Origin of the sequence: Phenylobacterium sp., from assembly GCF_030646615.1 — a bacterium.
Classification (GTDB): Bacteria; Pseudomonadota; Alphaproteobacteria; order Caulobacterales; family Caulobacteraceae; genus Phenylobacterium.
In genome coordinates this window covers 1-15935 of record NZ_JAUSLG010000009.1, presented here as the reverse complement: position 1 = coordinate 15935, position 15935 = coordinate 1, and the positions used below count along the sequence as shown (strand labels likewise).

Here is a 15935-nt window from a genome sequence, read left to right as displayed (position 1 = left end):
CGTTTCGGGAAAAGAAATGGCCGACGCTCCGCATCCTGCGCCCTCGCCTGTCCCCCTGGACGCCGTGCGGGCGCGCATCGACGAGATCGACGCTGGCCTGCTGGCGCTGCTGGACGAGCGCACGGCGCTCAGCAAGCAGGTGGCCGCCGCCAAGGCCGCCGCCGGCCAGGCCGACCGCTTCGGCCTGCGCCCCGGGCGGGAGACCGAGATCCTGCGCCGGCTGCTGGCCATGCCCCGGCAGGGCGCCAGCGACGCCCTGGTCATCCGCGTCTGGCGCGAACTGATGGGCCAGAGCCTGGCCCTGCAGGGTCCCTTTGCGCTCACGGTCTGGGGCGGCCCGACGCCGGCCCGCGCCGTGGAGCTGGCCCGCCTGCGCTTCGGCGCCGCGCCCGTCCTGCGCACGGTCGCCAAGGCCGAAGAGACCCTGACGGCCGCCAGGCTCAAGGGCGGCGTCGGCGTCGCCATGCTGAGCGGCGACAGCCCCTGGTGGGGCCGGCTGCTGGCCGAGCCCAGGCTCAAGGTGTTCGCCGTCCTGCCCTGCCTCAACGCCTGGGGCCCGCCCTCGGCCCTGGCCTTCGCCGAGGTCGAGGTGGAGCCCACCGGGGCCGACATCACCCTGTGGGTCACAGATGCGCCCGGCCCCGCCGCCCGCACCGCGGAGGCCCTCAGCCGCGACGGCGTGGCGGCCGAACTGCTGAGCGAGGCCGGCGGGCTGAAGCTCTTCACCCTGGCGGGCTATTACCAGGCCGATGACGAGCGGCTGGCCCGGGCGCCGGGTCGGCTCAGCGGCGTCATCGGGGCTGCGCCGGAACCGTTCGACGTGTAAGAGCCAGGGCCTGACACGACGAACCCCAGGCCTTCCCATGTCCCAGCCCCCCGATCGCGCCGCCGCCGACCGCCCGGTTCCCAAGCCGGGCATCCTCGACATCGCCGCCTACGTCCCCGGCAAGGCCAAGGTGGACGGGATCGAGCATCCGCTGAAACTGTCGGCCAACGAGAACGTCCTGGGCTGCAGCCCCCGCGCCAAGGCGGCCTTCGCCGCGGCCATCGACCAGCTGCACGTCTATCCCGACAGCCGCGCCACCCCCTTGCGCGAAGCCGTCGCCAGCACCTTCCGGCTGGAGCCGGAACGGCTGATCTTCGGCTGCGGCTCGGACGAGATCTTCCACATGCTCTGCCAGGCCTATCTGGAGCCCGGCGACAATATCGTTCAGGGCGAGTTCGCCTTCGGCGCCTATGCGATCGGGGCCCGCGCCTGTCAGGCCCAGGTGCTGAACGCCCCGGAGCCGGATTATCGCGTCGATGTGGACGAGCTCCTGAAGCTGGTCAACGACCGCACCCGCCTGGTCTTCATCGCCAATCCCGGCAATCCCACCGGCACCTATGTGGGGGGCGAGGAGATCCGCCGCCTGCATGCCGCCCTGCCCAGGAGCGTGGTCCTGGTGCTGGACGGCGCCTATGCCGAGTTCGTCGACGATCCGGCCTTCGAGGACGGGACCGATCTGGCGCGCACCAGCGACAATGTCATCGTCACCCGCACCTTCTCCAAGCTGCACGGCCTGGCGACGCTGCGGGTCGGCTGGGCCTATGGGCCGCCGGAGATGATCGACGCCCTGGACCGCATCCGCCAGCCGTTCAACACCTCCATCCCCGGCCAGCTGGCCGCCGTGGAAGCCCTGGCCGATATCGACTTCCAGAAGCAGTCCCTGGACCTGCTGGCCAAATGGCGGCCCTGGCTGGTCCAGCAGTTCGGGGGCCTGGGCCTGTCGCCGGTGCCCAGCGCCACCAACTTCGTGCTGGTCGGCTTTCCCGCCACGGGCCCCAAGAGCGCCAAAGCCGCCGAGGCCTATCTGGCCAGCCGGGGTCTGATCCTTCGGGGCGTCGGCGGCTACGGCCTGCCCGACCACCTGCGCATGACCATCGGCCTGGAGGCGCACAACCGCGCCGTGGTCGAGGCGCTCGCCGACTTCATGCAGGCGTCCTGATGGCCGAGCCTGTCTTCGCCCGCCTGGCCATCATCGGCTGCGGCCTGATCGGTTCGTCCCTGGCCCGGGGCGCGCGGGCGTCCGGCGCTGCGGGTCAGATCGTCATCCATGACGCCAGCGCCTTCGCCCGCGCCCGCATCGCCGAACTGGGCCTGGCCGACCAGGTGACCCTGAGCGCCGAGGAGGCCGTGACCGGCGCCGACCTGGTGATCTTCGCCACGCCGGTGCGGGCCATCGGCGAGGCCGCCCAGGCCTGCGCCCACGCCATCGCGCCTGGGACCATCGTCAGCGACGTGGGATCGGTGAAGGCCGCGGTCAGCGAGGCGCTGGCCGCCGCCCTGCCCGACACCGTCCACATCGTGCCAGGCCATCCCATCGCCGGCACCGAGCAGTCCGGCCCCGACGCCGGCTTCGCCGAGCTGTTCCACCAGCGCTGGGTGATCCTGACCCCCCAGGCCCGGGAGGACGACGCCTATCTGGAGGCGGTCCAGCGGCTGGCCGACTTCTGGACCGCGCTCGGCGCCCAGGTCGAGCGGATGGACGACAAGCACCACGACCTCGTCCTGGCCGTCACCAGCCACCTGCCCCACCTGATCGCCTACAATATCGTCGGCACCGCCGCCGACATGGAGGAGGTCACCCGGGCCGAGGTGATGAAGTATTCCGCCGGGGGTTTTCGCGACTTCACCCGCATCGCCGCCTCGGACCCGACCATGTGGCGCGACATCTTCCTGACCAACAAGGACGCGGTGCTGGAGGTCCTGGGCCGCTTCACCGAGGACCTGCAGGCCCTGTCGCGGGCCATCCGCTGGGGCGAGGGCGACAAGCTCTATGACCTCTTCAGCCGCACCCGCGAGATCCGCCGCGGCGTGATCGAGGCCGGCCAGGAAAGCGCCGAGCCCGACTTCGGCCGAAAGCGGGGCGGCTGATGCCCGGTATGGCCTGGCTGGCCATCGCCATCGTCGCCGAGGTGATCGCCACCACGGCGCTGAAGGCCTCGGACGGCTTCCGCCACACCGCGCCCTCGGTGATCACCGCGGTGGGCTATTCCATCGCCTTCTGGTGCATGTCCCAGGCCATGCGGACGGTTCCCGTGGGCATCGTCTACGCCCTGTGGTCGGGGATCGGCATCGTGCTGATCACCGCCATCGCCTGGGTCCTCTACCGCCAGGTCCTCGACACGCCGGGCCTCATCGGCATCGGCCTGATCCTGGCCGGCGTAATCGTGATCCAGGTGTTCTCCAAGACGACGGCTTAGGTTTCCCACCGGTCGTCGCCCTCGGGCTTGACCCGAGGGTCCATGAACACCTTGGCCAAACCGGTGCGCATGGATGGCCGGGTCAGGCCCGGCCATGACGGGAAGAGGGGCGAGGCGTCGTCGCGACCGAGTGTTTTGGACGGCTACAGCCTCAGGCAGGGATAGCGAGATGCAGACCTTTCAGGAGATGGACGACCGCGCCTGGGCGATCCGCCAGCGCTATGCGGCTCTGGAGGCCGCTCGGTATGGACGCCCCTGGACCGCCGAGGAGGTGGCGCTCGGCTTCGTGGGCGATGTCGGCGACCTCATGAAACTCGTCCAGGCCGCGGAAGGCGTTCGCGCCATCCCCGAGGCCAAGGCCAAGCTCGCCCATGAGCTCGCCGACTGCCTGTGGAGCGTCATGGTCCTCGCCCGCCTCTACGATGTCGATCTCGCCGCCGCATTCACCGGGACGATGGACGAGCTGGACCAGCGTCTGGCGGATTAGAGCGCGAGGCGTCGAGGCCCGATGGCCGATGGCCGATGGCCGATGGCCCCAGCAGGGCGCCGCTTCGGGGTTGATGACTCAAGCGCAGAGCTTCCTAACAGCCCAACCGCTTGACTTTCTTTCATGCGTAAGAAATAACTGACACATGAAATACGGATGCCCGCTTTGACCCCTGGAGACGAACTGGCGCGGACGCTCGCGGCCCTCAGCAACCCTCATCGCCTTCGGATCCTGGCGGCCTTGAGCGTTGGCGGGCGGAACTATGTGAGCCGGCTGGCCCGGGAGATCGGGATCAGCCGGCCGCTGCTCCATCTGCACCTCAGCAAGCTTGAGGAGGCAGGCCTGGTGTCCAGTCAGCTCGAGCTGTCGTCCGATGGCAAGGCGCTGAAATACTTCGAAATTCGTCCGTTCCATCTGGAGCTCACGCCAGAGATCGTCGCCGCCCTGGCGCCGACCCTGTCTGAAAAACCCGAGACATAGAGACCGACATGCAAGCGAACATCTTCCTTCTGGCCCTCGCCATGCCGATGGCCACAATCCTGCTCGTCTTCGGGATGCGATACCGCGCGGCTGTGCTGCAGGCGCGCGCCCAGCAGCGGGTAGGCGCCTCGCAGCAAGAGCTGCTGGACGGCCTCGCCGAGATCAAGACGCGGCTGGCGGCCATTGAGACGGTGCTGAAAGAGGTGGGCTGAAAGAGGTGGGCTCGGCCTGGGGCGAGGACGCGCCAGGCCAGCCTTGACGCTACGGCACAGATTGGCTTGGCGGCCGAAAACTGACAGGTCTTCGCCCATCGCCATCGCCATGGTCTCCAGGGGTTCCTCATGCAGTTTGACGACGTCGTTCTCGGTCGCCGCAGCATCCGCGGCTACAAGCCCGATCCGGTGCCCCGGGACCTGATCGAGGAGATTCTGACGCTCGCCATGCGCGCGCCCTCGTCGATGAATACCCAGCCCTGGAACTTCTACGTCATCACTGGCGAACCCCTGGACCGGATCCGCGCCGGCAACACCGAGCGGATGGTGGCCGGCGTGCCCCAGTCACGGGAGTTCCGCACCGGCGAAGCCTTCGCCGGCCCACACCGGGACCGCCAGGTGGGCGTGGCCAAGCAGTTGTTCGCCGCCATGGGCATCGCCCGCGAGGACAAGGAGATGCGTCAGGACTGGGTGCTGCGCGGCTTCCGCCAGTTCGACGCGCCGGTCTGCATCATCGTCACCTATGACCGGGTGCTGGACGGCAGCGACGACACCCCCTTCGACTGCGGCGCGGTGACCACGGCGCTGGTCAACGCCGCCTGGTCCCGCGGCCTGGGCGCGGTGATCAACAGCCAGGGCATCATGCAGTCGCCCGTGGTGCGAGAGCATGCCGGCATCGCTGACGATCAGATCATCATGAAGAGCATTGCGCTCGGCTGGCCCGACGAAACCTTCCCGGCCAACGCCGTGGTGTCCGAGCGCAAGTCGGTGGAAGAGGCCACCACCTTCGTGGGCTTCGACGAATAGGCCCACGAGACCGACAGCCCCTGTCGGATCGACCTGAGCGCCGACGTCCTTGGAGCGAGGCGCCGCCCCACCGGCGCGCCGCCTCAGGATGGGAGCGAGCGATGGGTGAACTGGTCCTCACGACCTTTGACTGGGTTCCGGAGGGTCCCCGGGGCTATGTGCGCGATCTGCGAGTCCGGTGGGCGCTGGAGGAGGCGCAGGCGCCCTATCGCGTGGAGGGCGTGCCGTTCAGCGGCCGGGACGCCGAGCATTTCGCCCACCAGCCGTTCGGCCAGGTTCCCTGGCTGACCGACGGCGATCTCTCCATCTTCGAGAGCGGCGCGATCCTGATCCATCTTGGCGAGCAGAGCGCGGCGCTCATGCCGGGGGATCTGGCCGGCCGCCGCGAGGTGCTGGGATGGACCTTGGCGGCGCTGAACTCCGTCGAGATGGCGAGCCTGCCCTGGACGATCTTCCAGTTTTCCGGCGAGACGGGAGACGCGCCGGGCTGGAAGCGCCTGGACGCCTTCCTCATGGCGCGCCTGGATCACCTGGAGCCTGTGCTGGCCGGGCGCGAATGGCTCGCCGGCGGCTTTTCCATCGCCGACATCCTGATGGCCGACGTCTTGCGCCTGGTGGATCGCTTCGATGGCCTGGCCCGGCATCCGGCCTGCCGGGACTACGTCGCCCGCGCCACGGCCCGCCCGGCCTTCGTCAAGGCCCACGCCGACCAGATGGCTTTCTTCGCCGCCGCCGACTGAGGCTGGCTGGCCCAAGCCGAGCATCAGGATCACACAGCCAATGACCTGGCAGGTCGTTGCGGGCGGGGGCCGGGGGGCGGAGCCTGGGGCCTCAAACAGATCTCAGGAGATCCCCATGACCCATCCCTCGCCCCTCGACATCGTTCACCCGTTCCTGAGAGCGCTGGAGCAGTTGGACTATGAGGCTGCGATGATCTTCGTGGCCAACCAGTGCGAATATGTGAACCCGCCGCCCCTGCCCACGGTGCAGGGGCCAGCCGAGATTCGCAGCGTGCTGGAGCCCTTCTTCGCGCCGACCCTGCGCAATGAATTCAAGCTGCTGCGCCAAGCCGAGCACGGCGCGACGGTCTTCGTCGAGCGCTTGGACCGCCATCAGCTGGCCGACGGCTGGGTCGAGCTGCCGGTCACCGGCGTGTTCGACGTGCACGACGGGAAGATCACCTATTGGCGGGACTATTTCGACGCCGCGACCATCCTGTCGGCGTGGCCAAGCGCCTGACAAGGGCCTTGAACTTGTCGAATCCCGCCCCATGCCGGAAGAGTTCGGGCGTGGCGGGCGACGTCGCCCGCGTTTTGAAGAGCCCCTCCCATGACTTCGACGGACGACGCGCACGAGGACGGCGGCGGCTTCGATGTCGACGACTGGGGTCGCCTGCGGGCCTTTGCCGGCGCGGTGGCGACCCTGGACGACGTCCAGGCCCGCCGGGCGGTGTTCGCCCTGGGCGACACCCGCGATCCCGCAGTCATCGACATGGATCTGCCCCAGCCGGTCATCTGGTGGGAGGACGAGGGCGCCCAGGCCGCCGTGGCCGTGCAGGCGGAGTCTCATGTGGGATCGGACGGCGAGACCATGGAGGTGCTGGGCCTGATCCTGCCGGACGGGGACTCCGCCGTCGCTCTGCTGGAGGATGTGGACCTGGTCGATGACACCGACCCCACCTGGCGCGACCTGGTGGAAAACGCCGTCAGCCTGGACGACGCCAAGGACGACTGAAAATCCCGCAGCTCAGAATGTCGGCCTGAGCCGGCGTCGATCGTCCTTTGGAAGACCGGCCGGCCCCCCGGCCAGGCTGTGCAATCCACGGACGGAGGACGAGCGATGCGCGTGATGGTTTTCGTAAAGGCGACGGACGACAGCGAGGCCGGCGTCATGCCCGCCAGCGAGCTGCTGGAGGAGATGGGCCGCTTCAACGAGGCGCTGGCCGACGCCGGCATCATGGTCAGCGGCGATGGCCTGAAGCCGACCTCGGTGGGCAAGCGGGTGCGGTTCGACGGGACCAGCCGCATGGTCATGGACGGCCCTTTCGCCGAGACCAACGAGGTGGTCGCCGGCTACTGGCTCTGGGAGGTCAAGGACATGGACGAGGCCATCGCCTGGGTGAAGCGCTGTCCCAACCCCATGCCGGGCCCGAGCGAGATCGAGATCCGTCCGCTCTACGAGATGTCGGACTTCGACGAGATCATGACGCCGGAAGCAGCTGATGTGCATGGCCGCGTGGCCGTGAAGCTGGCGGAGAACTGAACGGGTTTGGGCGGCGGCGGAACACCCGCCGCCCCCACCGGGTTGAGGCTGGCCACGCCGCCTGACGCGGCCGGCGACAGCCCGGAGTCCCCATGGCCCGCTACTATTTTCACGCCGAGAACGGTCATCGTGTGGTCGATGAACAGGGCTCTGACTACGAGAGCGACGTCGAAGTGCGTCACACAGCCCTGCGGCTGCTGTGTGAAATGCTGCCGATGATGGAGCAGGACTTGTGGCGCGGGCGAGCGGCCCGGGTTCTGGTCACCAATGCCGCGCAGGAAGAGGTCTTCGTCCTGACGGTCGAGGCGAGCGCCCGCGGCGTCTGAGGCGGACGAAGGTCGAGTCTCAGCCTGCCTGCTCGGCGGGACTGAAGCCCACCATCTGGGCGACGCCGTCTTCGAGCGCCTCGTAGCATTCGCAGACGATACGCTTGAGGCCCTCTCGGTCGACAATGCGGATGCGGCCTCGGCCATTGGCGATGAGGCCTCGCCCCTGCAGATCCTTGGCGATGGCCGTCACGGTTGTGCGCTGGACGCCGAGCATGATCGACAGGTGTTCCTGGGTCAGCGGCAGGATGTCGGACCCCAGGCGGTCCTGGGACATCAGCAGCCAGCGGCACATGCGCTGCTCAGCGCCGTGGATCGCATTGCAGGCCGTGGTCTGGGCCGACTGGATCAGCGAGGCCTGGGCGAAGCTCACAATATGGTTGACCAGGCTCGGACTGGCCTGGGCCGCCTGCGCCAGGGCGGCGAGCGGCAGCTCATAGGCGTCCCCCGGCACCTGGGCGATCACCCGCTCATAGGATATCGGCGACCCCAGGGCGTGCAGAAGGCCATAGCCGCCTTCGAACCCGATGGTGCGGGTCTCCACCTCCCGGCCATCCCGCAGGACGGCGATGACCGAGAGAATGCAGTTCACCGGCAGCATGACCCGCTCGACAGGCCGGCCTTCGCTGGCCACCAGATCGTCCCGCTTAAGCGTCCTGAGGCGCAGCGCCGGCCCTAGCCGCGCAGCGTCGGCGCGGTCGAGGGTGCTGAGAAAGCGGTTTTCCGGCATGGCGTGGTCCTTTGGTCAGGACCTGGGAACGCCTGGAGCCAAGCTTCAGTTCAGCCGCCGGCCTGGTCTCACGGCTTGAGCACCACCTTGACGCAGCCGTCCCGCTTTTCGGCGAAGGTGTCATACATCTCAGGCCCGCGCCCCAGCGGCTCGGTGTGGGTGATGAGGAAGGTCGGGTCGATCTCGCCCTCATCCAGGCGACGCAGCAGGTCGTCGCTCCAGCGTCGCACATGGGTCTGGCCGGTGCGCAGGGTCAGACCCTTGTTCATCAGCGCGCCCATGGGGATCATGTTCGACAGCCCCCCATAGACGCCGGGCACTGAGACCGTGCCGGCCGCCTTGCAGGCCATGATCGCCTCGCGCAGGGCGACGGGGCGTTCGGTCTCCAGCTTCAGGGCCGTCTGCGCCCGATCGATCAGTTCCAGCAGGGGGGTGGGGCCATGGGCCTCGATGCCCACGGCGTCGATGCACTTCTCCGGACCATGGCCGCCGGTCATCTCCTTCAGGGTCGGCAGCACCTTGGCCTGGCTGCGGTCGATGACCTCGGCGCCGAGCTGTCGCGCCATGGCCAGCCGTTCGGGCACATCATCGATGGCGATCACGCGGCGGGCGCCCTGAAGAATGGCCGAGAGGACGGTGAACAGGCCCACCGGGCCGCAGCCCCAGACCGCCACCGTATCGGTGGGCTGGATGTCGGCGAAGGCCGCCGCCTGCCAGCCCGTCGGCAGGATGTCGCTGAGGAACAGATACTTTTCGTCGACGCCGGCCTTGGGCACTTTGATCAGCGAGGTGGCGGCATAGGGCGTGCGCAGATACTCCGCCTGACCGCCCGCATAGCCGCCAGTGATGTGCGAATAGCCGAACAGGCCGGCGGTGGTGTCGCCAAAGAAGGCCTTGGCCAGGTCGGCGTTGCGGTTGGTGGTCTGGCATACGGAGTAGTTGCCGGCCTGGCACTGCTCGCAGGCGCCGCAGGTCATCTGGAACGGGACCACCACCCGGTCGCCCACCGAAAGGCCCTGGGCGCGGGCCTCGGCGCCGACCTCGACCACCTCGCCCATGGACTCGTGGCCCATGACGTCCCCGGCGCACATGGTGGGGACGAAGCCGTTCATCAGGTGCAGATCGGACCCACAGATGCAGGTCGAGGTCACCCGGATCACGGCGTCCCTGGGATCTTCGATGATCGGATCGGGGACCTCCTCACAACGGAGATCCTTCTTGCCTTGCCAGCAGATGGCTTTCATCGGGCGCCTCCCGGCATGCTGTTGCGCTGGACGTTGGAGAGCCGCGCTGCGGCGATGGCGTCGAGCGCCGTGACGGCGAGGACGACCCCAAGCGCCATGCGGGCGTTCCCGCGCTTGGGATTGCCGGGCCGGTTCAGCCAACTCAGCACGGCGATGTCGAACACGTCCCCCGCCACGCGCGCCCAGAGCACGCCAGACCGGGTCGGGTTGGAGAACAGGCTCATCCCCGTCGCCATCTCCCGGGCGCCGAACAGGGCCTGGGTCACCTGGGGCGAGGCCTGGACGCCCAGGAACCGGTTTACCGCCTTGGGAAACAGAAGCCCCCAGACGCCCAGGCCGATGGCGTTCTGGCCGAGCATGAAGGACAGCTGCGGGGTCAGGGCCGGGCGGGCACGCACGCGGTCCGTGGTCAGGCGCATCCGCCCGCCGCTGGGCGTGGTGAATTCCACCGACGGCGCGCTGGCCAGGGGCTTACCGCCCATCCAACGGCCAAGGCTGAGCAGGTCGTGGGAAATCTCGCCGGCCTTTCGCCGCCATTCGGCGGCCGGTGCGGACGTCTCTGTTGTCGACAAGGTGGGGGGCCTCCTGACAGGTCTGAAGTCCCTAAGACCCGTTCCGCCCACCTTTCGTTCCTTCTGCAGAGGTTGACGGGGGTGGGCAGGCGCCGGGGAACTCCAAGCCCGCCCGCGGATTGGGCCAGGGGCCAACAGCCAGCCAACATCACAGCGCTGCGGAGACCCCGATGACCAAGAACCCGCTCCAGTCCGAAGGTCGCAAGGACAATGCCGCCCAGCCCCTGGGCGAGCAGCCGGGCCTCGCCTCCAAGGATGAGGTCAAGCACAATGGCGAGAAGTCCCGTCACGCCGCGGGACCCGATGGCCCCGATCCCACTGTGGTCGGGAACACCTTCAAGCAGAAGCCGAGCTGAGCATCGGCGCGCCGATCTTGACGGGGCGCGCCGCCGGTCCCTTGATCCGCCTCCCGTAGCGGAGGAACCGGCCAGCCATGGAAATCTTCATCGACGCCGACGCCTGCCCGGTGAAGGACGAGGTCTACAAGGTGGCCCAGCGCTATGGCCTGAAGACCTGGGTGGTCTCCAACGCCTTCATGATGATCCCGGCCTCGCCCATGATCGAGCGGGTAATTGTCGATGCGGGTCCGGACGTGGCCGACGACTGGATCGCCGAGCATGTGGCGCCCGGCGATGTGGCCATCACCAACGACATTCCCCTGGCCGAGCGGGTGCTGCAGGCGGGCGCCTACGCCATTGCGCCTAACGGCAAGCCGTTCACCGAGGATTCCATCGGCTCGGCCATCGCCCAGCGCGCCCTGATGGAACAGCTTCGCTCCACCGGCGACATCTATGGCGGGCCAAAGCCCTTCGACCGCAACGACCGCTCGCGCTTCCTGCAGACGCTTGATCAGGTGATCCAGAAGGAGCGCCGCCGGCGGGGCTGAGAATTCCGCGCCGCCTGTCGGAGTCCGCGAGAGGCGTGCGTCCTTGAGGCGATATCTGACCCGCGAAGGAGAGACCCATGCCCTATGTTGATGGCTTCGTGCTCGCCGTCCCCAAGTCCAATCTGGACGCCTACAAGGCGATGGCCACCGTCGCCTCGGAGGTCTGGATGGAACACGGGGCGCTGAGCTATGTGGAATGCGTCGGCGACAATGTGCCCCTCGGCGAGGTGACCTCCTTCCCCCGCGCGGTTCAGGCGAAGGACGACGAGGTCGTCGTGTTCGCCTGGGCCACCTACGACTCCCGCGAAAAGCGCGACGAAGTCATGGCCAAGGTGATGGCCGACCCGAGAATGGCCTATGAGCCAGACAGTCTGCCCTTCGACGGCAAACGGATGATCTTCGGCGGCTTTGAGTCGATGATCATCCGTTAGAGCCTGACGCCATGTCTTGAGCGCGTCAGGGCGCCGGGTTCAGCACCGACTTCAGAAACTGGACCTCGGTGGTGCGCACGGCCTCCTGGTTGGCCTTCTTGTGCACCCCGTGGCCCTCGTCCCTGGCCAGCACGTACCAGACCTCGGCGCCCTGGGCGCGGAGCTTGGCGACCATCTGCTCGGACTCGCTCTGGGGCACGCGGGGGTCGTTGGCGCCCTGATAGATCATCATGGGCGTCTTCATCCGGTCGCTCATATTGATCGGCGCGATCTGCTCGAAGACCGCCCGCATGGCGGGGTCGCGCTCGTCGCCATACTCGGCCCGACGCAGGTCGCGGCGATAGCCTTCGGTATTCTCCAGGAAGGTGGCGAAGTCCGAAATGCCATAGAGGTTGATCACGCCGACCAAGCGCTCGTTGTAATGGGCGGCCACGGCCAGGGCCATGTAGCCCCCATAGGACTGGCCGACCACGGCCACGCGGGAGGCGTCGAGGTCCGGTTGCTGGGCCACCCAGTCGAGCAGGGCGCCAATGTCCTTGACCGAGTCCTCGCGCTTCTCGGCGTTGTCGAGGGAGAGGTAGGTCTTCCCGTAGCCCGACGAGCCGCGGACATTGGGGATGATCACCGCGGCGCCCAGCTCCTTCACCCAGGACTGCCGGCGCGCGCTGAAGCTGGGCAGCTCCTGGCCCTCGGGTCCGCCGTGAATCTGGATGACCACCGGCCGTTTTCCGCTCGGCCCTTGCGGCCGGTAGATGAAGGCTGGGATCGAACGATCATCGAAGGTCGTGTAGCGGAAGAGATCGGGCTCCACGAGATCGTCGGCGTCGAGGCCGCCCAGCTCACTCTCGGTCCAGCGGGTCAGCGCGCGGCTGGCCAGATCGTAGCTCCAGACATCGCCGGAGGCCTTATAGGTCGACAGGCTCAGGCCCAGACGCCCGCCGTCCGGCGAGAACTTCAGGGCTGTCAGCACGCCCTGCGGCAGGTCCGGCGCCAGTAGGACGCGCCCGCTGGCCACGTCGCGCAGGACCACTTTCGAATAGCCCTCCTCGTTCACCACATAGGCGAGGGTCCGCCCGTCGGGGCTGAGGTCGAAGCCTTCGGCCGGCCAGGCGGCGCCGGCGTCCAGGTCGCGCATGGCGCCGGTGGCCAGGTCGAAGACCACCGGGCGGGTCATCTCCGAACCGTCGTCGGACAGGGTGACCACAGAGGCGGCGCCGGGACCGAAGGCGGCGCCGGCATAGTGGACCTTGCGGTCGCTCGGCCCCAGGCGGGTCAGGCCGCCCGACGCCACGTCGAGGACAAAGAGCTCCACATCGGCCACCGAGTTGTAGCGGGTCAGCAGCATGCGCCGCCCATCGGCCGAGATCTCCAGGGGCGACATGGCCCCCTCCCCCTCCAGCGCCAGGCGCCGCCCCTCTGGGTCGGCGGTGTCGGCGATCATGATGTCGTAGTCGGGATCGCCCGGCGTCACCTGGCTCCAGGCCACCTGCCGGCCATCCTTGGAGAAGACGAAATCGCTGTTGCGGGTCTCAGGGCGGGTCAGCCGCACCTCCTGGCCCGACAGGTCACGCAGGAAGCCCTGGTAGTATTCCGATCCGCCCTCGTCCCGGCGATAGGCGAACCGCGCCGCGCCCGGCTGGGCTGTCGCCGCGGTGATCGGCTCGGCGAAGAAGGTCAGCTGGGTCCGCGCGCCCAGGGGCTGGGCGATGTGATGGATCTGCTCGGTCTGGCCAAAGCGCGTGGCCACCAGCATCGAACCGTCAGCCAGCCAGTCCTCGAAGGTGGCGGCGCGCACCTCGTAATAGGGGGAGATCGCCCCCTGCAGCTCCGGCGACGCAGCCGGCGCGCCCTCATAGACCAGCTGGCCGACCTCGCGGCGCTCGACCTGGGCCAGGGCGCCGCCCGCCATCAGCAGGGCGAGGCCGGTTCCGAGAAAGACGGTGCGCAACATCATGGTGAGCCCCTGAACAAAAGGAAGGCGGGAGCCTTTCCCCTTGCGGCGGCGGCGTCAATGGCGGCCGGGCGCGACGCCTACCGCGGACGGCGCAGGGCGCTCCAGAGCAGCGCCAGGCCGCCCAGGATCAGGACCTGCCCGATGGCGGCGATCAGGGCTGTGCCGCCGAGGCCCAGTTGAAACAACAGGCGCTCCAGCTCGGGCGCGTGGGACACCGCCAGCATGGCGCTGACCATGGCCAGGCCGATCAGCGCCGCGGCCATGCCCAGAACCGCCCGCCGGGGGCTCCGGCGGCGGCCGAATTTTGATTCTTCATCCGCCATAATCGGCTCCTTGCATGGGGGGAGCTTGGCCCGACGCCGCCGCGACGCCTTGATCGGCGTCAAGCCGCCGGCTCGGCCGGAGGCCAGGAACACCGCATGGTGGCGGCGTCCTCCCCCGCCGTCATGCTCGCCCTTGTGGCGAGCATCCCTCGTCGAGGCGGGCGCGAGCGTCGCGAGGGATCCTGGGCACAAGGCCCAGGATGACGGTTGAGGGGCTGATGGTTCCAACATCAGTCAGCTCAAGGAGCCTTTCGGCGCCCCCGCGTGTTGCTTCGCCATGCCCTACGCCCCACGCCACGCCCATGGACGCTGACGCCCTGTTCACGGGCTGGGACCCGATCATCCGCATCCTGGTGGTCGGGGCGGCGGCCTATCTCGCCCTGGTGATCGTGCTGCGGGCCTCGGGCAAGCGGACCCTGTCCAAGCTCAACGCCTTCGATCTGGTGGTCACCGTGGCCATCGGCTCGACCTTTTCGAGCATCCTGACCTCCAAGGACCTGGCCCTGGCCGAGGGGGTGGCGGCCCTGGCCCTTCTGGTCGGCCTGCAATACGCCGTGACCTTCCTGTCTGTGCGGATCAAGGGGATCGACAGGCTGGTCAAGTCCGAGCCCACCCTGCTGCTGAAGGACGGCGAGCCCCTGCCGGGCGCCCTGCGCCAGCAGCGGGTGACCGAGGAGGAACTTCGGGCGGCCATCCGCACGTCCGGCGGCGCGGAGTTGTCCGACGCCGCCTTCGTGGTCCTGGAGTCGGACGGCAGCCTCAGCGCCGTCCTCAAGAGCTGAGAGCCCTCAGCCCTTCGTGGGGACATAGACCTCGCCGCCGGTGGCGCGGAACTTCTCGCTCATCTCCGCCATGCCCTGGTCGGCCACGGCGTTCTGGCCGCGGGCGGCCTCGCGGATGTCCTGGCTGATCTTCATCGAGCAGAACTTGGGGCCGCACATGGAGCAGAAGTGCGCCGTCTTGTGCGCCTCCTTGGGCATGGTCTCGTCGTGATAGAGCCGCGCGGTCTCCGGATCGAGGCCCAGGTTGAACTGGTCCTCCCAGCGGAACTCGAACCGCGCGCGGGAGAGCGCGTCGTCCCAGGCCCGGGCCGAGGGGTGGCCCTTGGCCAGGTCGGCGGCGTGGGCGGCGATCTTGTAGGTGATCACCCCGTCCTTCACGTCCTTGCGGTCGGGCAGGCCCAGATGCTCCTTGGGCGTGACGTAGCAAAGCATGGCGGTGCCGAACCAGCCGATCATCGCCGCGCCGATGGCGCTGGTGATGTGGTCATAGCCCGGCGCCACATCGGTGGTCAGCGGGCCCAGCGTGTAGAAGGGCGCCTCGCCGCAGACGGCCAGCTGCTTGTCCATATTGGCCTTGATCTTGTGCATGGGCACGTGGCCCGGCCCCTCGATCATGGTCTGGACCCCGTACTTCCAGGCCACCTGGGTCAGCTCGCCCAGGGTTTCCAGCTCGGCGAACTGGGCCGCGTCATTGGCGTCGGCGATGGAGCCGGGCCGCAGGCCGTCGCCTAGGCTGAAGCTGATGTCATAGGCCCGCATGATCTCGCAGATGTCTTCGAAGTGCTCGTAGAGGAAGCTCTCGCGATGGTGGGCCAGGCACCACTTGGCCATGATCGAGCCGCCGCGGGAGACGATGCCGGTCACCCGGTTGGCGGTCAGGGGCACATAGGGCAGGCGCACGCCGGCATGGATGGTGAAATAGTCCACCCCCTGCTCGGCCTGCTCGATCAGGGTGTCGCGGAACACCTCCCAGTTCAGGTCCTCGGCGACGCCGTTCACCTTCTCCAGGGCCTGGTAGATGGGCACGGTGCCGATGGGCACGGGGCTGTTGCGGAGGATCCAGTCGCGGATGTTGTGGATGTTGCGGCCGGTGGACAGGTCCATGACCGTGTCGGCGCCCCAGCGGATCGCCCAGACCAGTTTTTCAACCTCTTCCTCGACCGAGGAAGACACAGCCGAATTGCCGATATTGGCGT

The 15935-nt window shown here is 68.3% G+C and carries 23 protein-coding genes; 17 read left to right on the top strand and 6 right to left on the bottom strand.

Going from position 1 to position 15935, the window contains the following annotated elements:
* Nucleotides 1-16 precede the first annotated feature (16 nt).
* From Q7S93_RS01035 to Q7S93_RS00975, 13 genes are all read left to right on the top strand, one after another.
* Nucleotides 17-826: a chorismate mutase gene (locus Q7S93_RS01035; RefSeq protein WP_304711645.1), complete on the top strand. Its 810-nt coding sequence runs from the start codon at nucleotides 17-19 to the stop codon at nucleotides 824-826.
* 37 nt (nucleotides 827-863) lie between these two features.
* Nucleotides 864-1985: a histidinol-phosphate transaminase gene (gene hisC, locus Q7S93_RS01030; protein WP_304711644.1), complete on the top strand. Its 1122-nt coding sequence runs from the start codon at nucleotides 864-866 to the stop codon at nucleotides 1983-1985.
* Nucleotides 1985-2914 (top strand): prephenate/arogenate dehydrogenase family protein, encoded by a 930-nt coding sequence (locus Q7S93_RS01025; protein WP_304711643.1) that lies wholly within the window; start codon nucleotides 1985-1987, stop codon nucleotides 2912-2914. Before hisC ends, Q7S93_RS01025 begins: the two co-directional genes overlap by 1 nt.
* On the top strand, nucleotides 2914-3243 hold the full coding sequence (locus Q7S93_RS01020) for a DMT family transporter (RefSeq protein WP_304711642.1): 330 nt from the start codon (nucleotides 2914-2916) through the stop codon (nucleotides 3241-3243). Before Q7S93_RS01025 ends, Q7S93_RS01020 begins: the two co-directional genes overlap by 1 nt.
* A 169-nt stretch (nucleotides 3244-3412) precedes the next feature.
* Nucleotides 3413-3730, top strand: a complete 318-nt coding sequence (locus tag Q7S93_RS01015) for a MazG nucleotide pyrophosphohydrolase domain-containing protein (protein WP_304711641.1) — start codon at nucleotides 3413-3415, stop codon at nucleotides 3728-3730.
* 156 nt (nucleotides 3731-3886) lie between these two features.
* On the top strand, nucleotides 3887-4210 hold the full coding sequence (locus Q7S93_RS01010) for an ArsR/SmtB family transcription factor (protein WP_304711640.1): 324 nt from the start codon (nucleotides 3887-3889) through the stop codon (nucleotides 4208-4210).
* 8 nt (nucleotides 4211-4218) lie between these two features.
* Nucleotides 4219-4422, top strand: coding sequence for a hypothetical protein (locus Q7S93_RS01005; RefSeq protein ID WP_304711639.1), 204 nt, complete (start codon nucleotides 4219-4221; stop codon nucleotides 4420-4422).
* 129 nt (nucleotides 4423-4551) lie between these two features.
* The gene (locus Q7S93_RS01000) at nucleotides 4552-5229 is read left to right on the top strand and encodes a nitroreductase (protein ID WP_304711638.1); all 678 of its coding nucleotides are present in this window, start codon (nucleotides 4552-4554) and stop codon (nucleotides 5227-5229) included.
* Between the two features lie 101 nt (nucleotides 5230-5330).
* Nucleotides 5331-5969, top strand: a complete 639-nt coding sequence (locus Q7S93_RS00995) for a glutathione S-transferase family protein (RefSeq protein ID WP_304711637.1) — start codon at nucleotides 5331-5333, stop codon at nucleotides 5967-5969.
* 115 nt (nucleotides 5970-6084) lie between these two features.
* A complete protein-coding gene (locus Q7S93_RS00990) occupies nucleotides 6085-6468 on the top strand; it encodes a limonene-1,2-epoxide hydrolase family protein (RefSeq protein WP_304711636.1) in 384 nt (127 codons plus the stop codon).
* A 90-nt stretch (nucleotides 6469-6558) separates the two neighbouring features.
* Nucleotides 6559-6963 (top strand): hypothetical protein, encoded by a 405-nt coding sequence (locus Q7S93_RS00985; RefSeq protein WP_304711635.1) that lies wholly within the window; start codon nucleotides 6559-6561, stop codon nucleotides 6961-6963.
* A gap of 105 nt (nucleotides 6964-7068) precedes the next feature.
* Nucleotides 7069-7491 carry a YciI family protein gene (locus tag Q7S93_RS00980; RefSeq protein WP_304711634.1) on the top strand — a complete coding sequence of 141 codons (423 nt, stop codon included), beginning with the start codon at nucleotides 7069-7071 and terminating at the stop codon, nucleotides 7489-7491.
* A gap of 92 nt (nucleotides 7492-7583) precedes the next feature.
* Nucleotides 7584-7817, top strand: coding sequence for a DUF6894 family protein (locus Q7S93_RS00975; protein WP_304711633.1), 234 nt, complete (start codon nucleotides 7584-7586; stop codon nucleotides 7815-7817).
* A 19-nt stretch (nucleotides 7818-7836) separates the two neighbouring features.
* Here Q7S93_RS00975 and Q7S93_RS00970 read toward each other — a convergent pair whose 3' ends face one another.
* The 3 genes from Q7S93_RS00970 to Q7S93_RS00960 all read right to left on the bottom strand — a co-directional run bounded on the left by Q7S93_RS00970 (nucleotide 7837) and on the right by Q7S93_RS00960 (nucleotide 10363).
* Nucleotides 7837-8547, bottom strand: a complete 711-nt coding sequence (locus tag Q7S93_RS00970) for a Crp/Fnr family transcriptional regulator (RefSeq protein ID WP_304711632.1) — start codon at nucleotides 8545-8547, stop codon at nucleotides 7837-7839.
* A 68-nt stretch (nucleotides 8548-8615) separates the two neighbouring features.
* Complete coding sequence (locus Q7S93_RS00965; protein WP_304711631.1) at nucleotides 8616-9791, bottom strand: zinc-dependent alcohol dehydrogenase; 1176 nt, start codon at nucleotides 9789-9791, stop codon at nucleotides 8616-8618.
* Nucleotides 9788-10363: a hypothetical protein gene (locus Q7S93_RS00960; RefSeq protein ID WP_304711630.1), complete on the bottom strand. Its 576-nt coding sequence runs from the start codon at nucleotides 10361-10363 to the stop codon at nucleotides 9788-9790. The genes Q7S93_RS00965 and Q7S93_RS00960 overlap by 4 nt, the downstream gene beginning before the upstream one ends.
* A gap of 170 nt (nucleotides 10364-10533) precedes the next feature.
* On the opposite strand from Q7S93_RS00960, the gene Q7S93_RS00955 reads away from it, so the two are divergent.
* The 3 genes from Q7S93_RS00955 (at nucleotide 10534) to Q7S93_RS00945 (ending at nucleotide 11680) form a co-directional block, all read left to right on the top strand.
* Nucleotides 10534-10719, top strand: a complete 186-nt coding sequence (locus tag Q7S93_RS00955) for a hypothetical protein (RefSeq protein WP_304711629.1) — start codon at nucleotides 10534-10536, stop codon at nucleotides 10717-10719.
* A gap of 77 nt (nucleotides 10720-10796) precedes the next feature.
* Complete coding sequence (locus tag Q7S93_RS00950; protein WP_304711628.1) at nucleotides 10797-11249, top strand: YaiI/YqxD family protein; 453 nt, start codon at nucleotides 10797-10799, stop codon at nucleotides 11247-11249.
* Between the two features lie 77 nt (nucleotides 11250-11326).
* Nucleotides 11327-11680, top strand: a complete 354-nt coding sequence (locus Q7S93_RS00945; RefSeq protein ID WP_304711627.1) for a DUF1428 domain-containing protein — start codon at nucleotides 11327-11329, stop codon at nucleotides 11678-11680.
* 25 nt (nucleotides 11681-11705) lie between these two features.
* Here Q7S93_RS00945 and Q7S93_RS00940 read toward each other — a convergent pair whose 3' ends face one another.
* Complete coding sequence (locus tag Q7S93_RS00940; protein ID WP_304711626.1) at nucleotides 11706-13634, bottom strand: S9 family peptidase; 1929 nt, start codon at nucleotides 13632-13634, stop codon at nucleotides 11706-11708.
* A 77-nt stretch (nucleotides 13635-13711) separates the two neighbouring features.
* Entirely contained in the window at nucleotides 13712-13957 is a 246-nt protein-coding gene (locus Q7S93_RS00935; RefSeq protein ID WP_304711625.1) for a hypothetical protein, read from the bottom strand.
* A 302-nt stretch (nucleotides 13958-14259) separates the two neighbouring features.
* Between Q7S93_RS00935 and Q7S93_RS00930 the strand changes: the two genes are divergently transcribed.
* The gene (locus Q7S93_RS00930) at nucleotides 14260-14739 is read left to right on the top strand and encodes a DUF421 domain-containing protein (protein ID WP_304711624.1); all 480 of its coding nucleotides are present in this window, start codon (nucleotides 14260-14262) and stop codon (nucleotides 14737-14739) included.
* Between the two features lie 6 nt (nucleotides 14740-14745).
* On the opposite strand, the gene thiC is transcribed toward Q7S93_RS00930, so the two are convergent.
* Nucleotides 14746-15935, bottom strand: a 1190-nt coding sequence (gene thiC, locus Q7S93_RS00925; RefSeq protein WP_304711623.1) for a phosphomethylpyrimidine synthase ThiC, incomplete at its 5' end; no start/stop codon positions are given.

What these genes read in the sequence shown, in the direction of transcription:
- Q7S93_RS00945 (WP_304711627.1), top strand. Translation starts at nt 11,327, where the DNA reads ATGCCCTATGTTGATGGCTTCGTGCTCGCCGTCCCCAAGTCCAATCTG.
- Q7S93_RS00940 (WP_304711626.1), bottom strand. Translation starts at nt 13,634, where the DNA reads ATGATGTTGCGCACCGTCTTTCTCGGAACCGGCCTCGCCCTGCTGATG.
- Q7S93_RS01015 (WP_304711641.1), top strand. Translation starts at nt 3,413, where the DNA reads ATGCAGACCTTTCAGGAGATGGACGACCGCGCCTGGGCGATCCGCCAG.
- hisC (WP_304711644.1), top strand. Translation starts at nt 864, where the DNA reads ATGTCCCAGCCCCCCGATCGCGCCGCCGCCGACCGCCCGGTTCCCAAG.
- Q7S93_RS00975 (WP_304711633.1), top strand. Translation starts at nt 7,584, where the DNA reads ATGGCCCGCTACTATTTTCACGCCGAGAACGGTCATCGTGTGGTCGAT.
- Q7S93_RS01000 (WP_304711638.1), top strand. Translation starts at nt 4,552, where the DNA reads ATGCAGTTTGACGACGTCGTTCTCGGTCGCCGCAGCATCCGCGGCTAC.
- Q7S93_RS01035 (WP_304711645.1), top strand. Translation starts at nt 17, where the DNA reads ATGGCCGACGCTCCGCATCCTGCGCCCTCGCCTGTCCCCCTGGACGCC.
- Q7S93_RS00985 (WP_304711635.1), top strand. Translation starts at nt 6,559, where the DNA reads ATGACTTCGACGGACGACGCGCACGAGGACGGCGGCGGCTTCGATGTC.
- Q7S93_RS00950 (WP_304711628.1), top strand. Translation starts at nt 10,797, where the DNA reads ATGGAAATCTTCATCGACGCCGACGCCTGCCCGGTGAAGGACGAGGTC.
- Q7S93_RS00930 (WP_304711624.1), top strand. Translation starts at nt 14,260, where the DNA reads ATGGACGCTGACGCCCTGTTCACGGGCTGGGACCCGATCATCCGCATC.
- Q7S93_RS01020 (WP_304711642.1), top strand. Translation starts at nt 2,914, where the DNA reads ATGCCCGGTATGGCCTGGCTGGCCATCGCCATCGTCGCCGAGGTGATC.
- Q7S93_RS01010 (WP_304711640.1), top strand. Translation starts at nt 3,887, where the DNA reads ATGCCCGCTTTGACCCCTGGAGACGAACTGGCGCGGACGCTCGCGGCC.
- Q7S93_RS00965 (WP_304711631.1), bottom strand. Translation starts at nt 9,791, where the DNA reads ATGAAAGCCATCTGCTGGCAAGGCAAGAAGGATCTCCGTTGTGAGGAG.
- Q7S93_RS00970 (WP_304711632.1), bottom strand. Translation starts at nt 8,547, where the DNA reads ATGCCGGAAAACCGCTTTCTCAGCACCCTCGACCGCGCCGACGCTGCG.
- Q7S93_RS00935 (WP_304711625.1), bottom strand. Translation starts at nt 13,957, where the DNA reads ATGGCGGATGAAGAATCAAAATTCGGCCGCCGCCGGAGCCCCCGGCGG.
- Q7S93_RS00955 (WP_304711629.1), top strand. Translation starts at nt 10,534, where the DNA reads ATGACCAAGAACCCGCTCCAGTCCGAAGGTCGCAAGGACAATGCCGCC.
- Q7S93_RS01005 (WP_304711639.1), top strand. Translation starts at nt 4,219, where the DNA reads ATGCAAGCGAACATCTTCCTTCTGGCCCTCGCCATGCCGATGGCCACA.
- Q7S93_RS01025 (WP_304711643.1), top strand. Translation starts at nt 1,985, where the DNA reads ATGGCCGAGCCTGTCTTCGCCCGCCTGGCCATCATCGGCTGCGGCCTG.
- Q7S93_RS00995 (WP_304711637.1), top strand. Translation starts at nt 5,331, where the DNA reads ATGGGTGAACTGGTCCTCACGACCTTTGACTGGGTTCCGGAGGGTCCC.
- Q7S93_RS00990 (WP_304711636.1), top strand. Translation starts at nt 6,085, where the DNA reads ATGACCCATCCCTCGCCCCTCGACATCGTTCACCCGTTCCTGAGAGCG.
- Q7S93_RS00980 (WP_304711634.1), top strand. Translation starts at nt 7,069, where the DNA reads ATGCGCGTGATGGTTTTCGTAAAGGCGACGGACGACAGCGAGGCCGGC.